Annotated in this window: 5 protein-coding genes and 1 pseudogene; 3 read left to right on the forward strand and 3 right to left on the reverse strand. The window is 57.0% G+C overall.

Annotated features, from left to right (window positions below; all coding sequences use genetic code 11):
• Positions 1-78 precede the first annotated feature (78 nt).
• Positions 79-1,074: pseudogene (ilvA, locus tag B7L09_RS01080) on the forward strand (threonine ammonia-lyase, biosynthetic); the annotation flags it as partial.
• A 33-nt stretch (positions 1,075-1,107) separates the two neighbouring features.
• Here the strand turns inward: ilvA and eco are convergent.
• Positions 1,108-1,590 (reverse strand): serine protease inhibitor ecotin, encoded by a 483-nt coding sequence (gene eco, locus B7L09_RS01085; RefSeq protein WP_094467392.1) that lies wholly within the window; start codon positions 1,588-1,590, stop codon positions 1,108-1,110.
• Positions 1,591-1,974: 384 nt separating this feature from the next.
• On the opposite strand from eco, the gene B7L09_RS01090 reads away from it, so the two are divergent.
• Positions 1,975-2,244, forward strand: a complete 270-nt coding sequence (locus tag B7L09_RS01090) for a DUF1652 domain-containing protein (protein ID WP_094467393.1) — start codon at positions 1,975-1,977, stop codon at positions 2,242-2,244.
• Here the strand turns inward: B7L09_RS01090 and B7L09_RS01095 are convergent.
• Entirely contained in the window at positions 2,241-2,636 is a 396-nt protein-coding gene (locus tag B7L09_RS01095; RefSeq protein WP_094467394.1) for a hypothetical protein, read from the reverse strand. The genes B7L09_RS01090 and B7L09_RS01095 overlap by 4 nt on opposite strands.
• A 90-nt stretch (positions 2,637-2,726) precedes the next feature.
• Positions 2,727-2,993, reverse strand: coding sequence for a DUF2790 domain-containing protein (locus tag B7L09_RS01100; RefSeq protein WP_094467395.1), 267 nt, complete (start codon positions 2,991-2,993; stop codon positions 2,727-2,729).
• A 507-nt stretch (positions 2,994-3,500) separates the two neighbouring features.
• On the opposite strand from B7L09_RS01100, the gene B7L09_RS01105 reads away from it, so the two are divergent.
• Positions 3,501-3,797, forward strand: a complete 297-nt coding sequence (locus tag B7L09_RS01105; RefSeq protein ID WP_094467396.1) for a hypothetical protein — start codon at positions 3,501-3,503, stop codon at positions 3,795-3,797.
• Positions 3,798-3,815 lie beyond the last annotated feature (18 nt).

Raw genomic sequence — 3,815 nt, forward strand, 5'->3', positions numbered from 1 at the left:
CTGCNGCACCCAAACCCGCCCTAGAGGCGGGTTTTTACTTTCTGTCTCCTGGGCCCCGATCAATGTCAGGAGACGACCATGAGCAGCACCCCCGCCCAGCAGGCCTTGCTTGAGCACTACGTGAAAAAGATCCTCGCCGCGCCTGTGTATGAACTGGCTGTGCGCACACCGTTGCAACCCGCACCAGCGCTGTCCGAGGCCTTGGGTAATCAGATCCTGCTCAAGCGTGAGGACTTGCAACCGACCTTTTCCTTCAAGATCCGTGGCGCTTACAACAAATTGGTGCAACTGAGTGATGAGCAAAAGGCTCGCGGCGTGATCACCGCTTCAGCGGGCAACCATGCCCAAGGCGTGGCGTTGGCGGCGCGTGAACTGGGGATCGCCGCGACGATTGTCATGCCCCGCACGACGCCAGAATTGAAAGTGCTTGGGGTACGCAGTCGCGGTGCCGACGCCGTGCTGCACGGGGAAAGTTTCCCGTTCGCCCTCGATTACGCCCTGAGCCTGGCCGAGCAAACCGGCCGCACCTTCGTCTCGCCATTCGACGACCCGGACGTAATCGCCGGGCAGGGCACCGTGGCCATGGAGATCCTTCGTCAACATCAAGGCCCACTGGACGCCATCTTCGTCCCGGTGGGCGGCGGAGGTCTGATCGCCGGCATCGCGGCGTATGTCAAATACCTGCGCCCGGAAGTCCGCATCATCGGCGTCGAGTCCGAACATTCCGCGTGTCTGTACGCCGCGTTACAGGCTGGCGAGCGGATCGTCCTGCCCACCGTGGGCACCTTTGCCGATGGCGTGGCAGTCGCGCAGATCGGCGCTTATGGATTTGAGGTCTGCCGGCTTTGCGTCGATGAAGTGCTGACCGTCAGTAACGACGAACTGTGCGCCGCGATCAAGAATATCTACGACGATACCCGCTCGATCACCGAGCCCTCCGGTGCCTTGGCGGTGGCCGGGATCAAGAAGTACGTCGCTCAGACCGGTGCGCGTGGTCAAACCCTGGTCGCGATCGACTCGGGCGCCAATATCAATTTCGACAGTTTGCGGCATGTTGCCGAGCGCGCCGCATTGAGCGGCGCCTCAGCGTGAGGAGGGGCGTTGTGGCTATTCCTGAACAGCTATCTCGACCTTGTCCGACGCCGACCAGATCCGATAGCGGACTTCGACGTCATTGGGCACGTAGAGCACGATCGGCAACTTGCTGTTGTAGCGAAGCATGAAGCCGTCACCGACCACCGGTACGAACTCCTTTTTACTCTTTTCGTCGGGGCAGGCCATCATCGTGCTCACCGGGCCGATGACTTTTTCCAGGCGGTAAAAGGGGTAGCCCCAACCTTCGAGGTTTTTTTCTTCAAGGATACCGCCGAGGCGTTGGCGATTGCAGTCCACCGTCAGCGTCTTGCCCGCCAGCACCTCAACCTGGAAGTTTTCTTCCTGTGGCTGCGGCGCTACATGAATGACCTGGCGGGTAAAACCGCTTTCCGGTTTAGGGAACGGCGCGACGGTTTCGAGCTTAGCCGCATAGGCCACGCTCGAAAGGCTGGCAACAATCAGCCCGACGGTATTGATACAGGTCAAAGAACCCATGATGCCTCCTTGCGTGTGAATAGGGTCAGCGGATACTGGATTGACAGGCGCATTCTTACCGCCGACCGCCACCAATGCAAACCTGCTCGGGAATGTATGCAAATTGCAGGGCTGAAGCTGCCCTTTCTTGCAGATTGCATGAAGCCATTTTCAGGCACGTCCGTTAAATCATTGATTTACCGATGAACTGCACGGCGAAATTTGCGGCATGTTTTATGCTCAAGCAGATCTTAAGTTGACCGGCACATTAACGAGTCAGCTCAGAACGCGAGGACGGTCTGGTGCTTGAGGCGTAGAAACCCTGCATAAGGAAGAAACGCGGGAGATTTCAGCACGGACCGACGTTGAATTTTTTGGCAGTCTCACAATTAGGAGAGGGTCGCCATGTTTCTTTCTGCCCTGGAGTTACGCAATATCGTTGAAAGCAGTTTTCTGCCCAAGCGCTGTCAGTGCACGCTGTCGCAAGACCTGTCCATGACCGTCAAGGTGTATTCCGATCGTGAAACCGATCACCTTGATCTGATGGTGACCGGAATCAATGCCAAACACCTGAATGGGTGCCGTGAAATCAACGACCTGATTGCAGGCCTGCGCTCAGAGATGCAGCATCAGGAAGCGAGTCAGACACTGCATCCCGACAGGAAAGCGCTTTAACCCGCAGTTTCGAGTTCTGCTGACACGCGCCGGGTCTGGACAAACCCCAGTCCCAGCGCCGACTCGACCACCACCGCCAGCAAAATGCCCGGCCCGGCATGGCCATTGAGCCATTCGCCGAAACCCAACACTGCCAGACCAAAACAGCCGACGCTAAACCCGGTGCTCAGCGCATTGCGGGTAACGGACGGCGGTTCGTTTCGAACTAGATAAAACATCACACCCAGCGCCGCGAACAGCACTGCGCTGCGTCGCGCGACAAACCCTGCCGCAGACGAATATTCAATACTCCAGATCGCCAGCAACCAGTCCGGCATCAAACCCCAGACCAGGGCCAGCAGAAAACACAGAAGGGAAGTGAAGGTCGACAGGGTGCGAAACGATAACTGCATGGCGGATCCTTGCGGCAGTGAGGGAGGCGCCAAAGCATAGCGCCAGAACCCTCACAGGAATACCGCAAAGTGCTAAATCAGACTTTTCGGTCAGTTCTGATTACTGCAAGCGTCAGAAAGCTTCCGGTAGCTGATTTCTTCAGGTTTGCCTGACGTATCGATGTACTTCATGTCGGCAGTGATCACTTTGCATTCCAGCGTGTTCGGCTCGGTCAGCGCGACCACTTTGCCGATATTCAGCGGCATGCCGTAGTGATAGGGCACGGCTTGCGAAGACGAGGTGTCGTTGGCCTGCGCAACACCGGTAAATGCGGTGCAGGCGAGGGCGGAAGTGATCAGCAGGGTGCGGATGTTCATGTGGCGATCTCCAGTGCAGACGTTGAGTCAGCTCGACGGATAAAGCGTCGAACCTGCCGCACTGGGCGTCAGAGGAACCTGAGGGCGTGCGGTCCAGTAAAGTCTTGGACCGCGCGGTTAACAGATGGTTAACCCGGCTGAACGCCGCCTGTCGCGAGGTTTTTTCTGTCGGATGATTCGCTCGGAAAGCGTCTACGAAGTCTTCGGCTCGGTCCTACAAGGTCAGACGCCTTGTCGACTTTCGCCTGATGGGTTGGAGCGATTACTGTTTGGGCTCGCTGCAAAATCAGCGGACAGGTTTGGTCACCTGATAACACCGCACATACATGTGCCTTGATTCGCGCTGCGGACTTCTACGTCCTCGTAGTGCGTTGCAATGGTGGCTGTGTGCGGGACGCCTTCGGGCGAGCCGATTGGGTGTTGTCGGTTGACCAAGCCTGTACACAGCCGCCTCCCATCGTTTGGTCACGGTGCTGGCGATTACTAATAAATACCCGAGTAATTACTATGCATACGCTAAACCCGTTTCCCGATCGCTACCGTTCAATCAACAGCAGAGTTACCGACTCAAGTCCCTTGGTGATCGACACAGAAGCCAATCCCCAAGACATTCTCGAAGCCGCCTTACAGCGGGTCCGGGCCTCCAGCCAGTTACTTGAAACCCTCCATTGCCAATGCTTCAAGCACGGGGATGTTCAGGATATTCCGCACATTACCCATGCGCTTTATCTGCTGACTCAGGATGGTTTTGATCTGTTGCAGGTGGCACAGCAGCGGATGATGGGGTGGAAGGCGCCGGTCTGACGACTGATCTTTAAAAAT

Origin of the sequence: Pseudomonas mandelii (assembly GCF_002251635.1) — a bacterium.
GTDB lineage: Bacteria > Pseudomonadota > Gammaproteobacteria > Pseudomonadales > Pseudomonadaceae > Aquipseudomonas > Aquipseudomonas mandelii_B.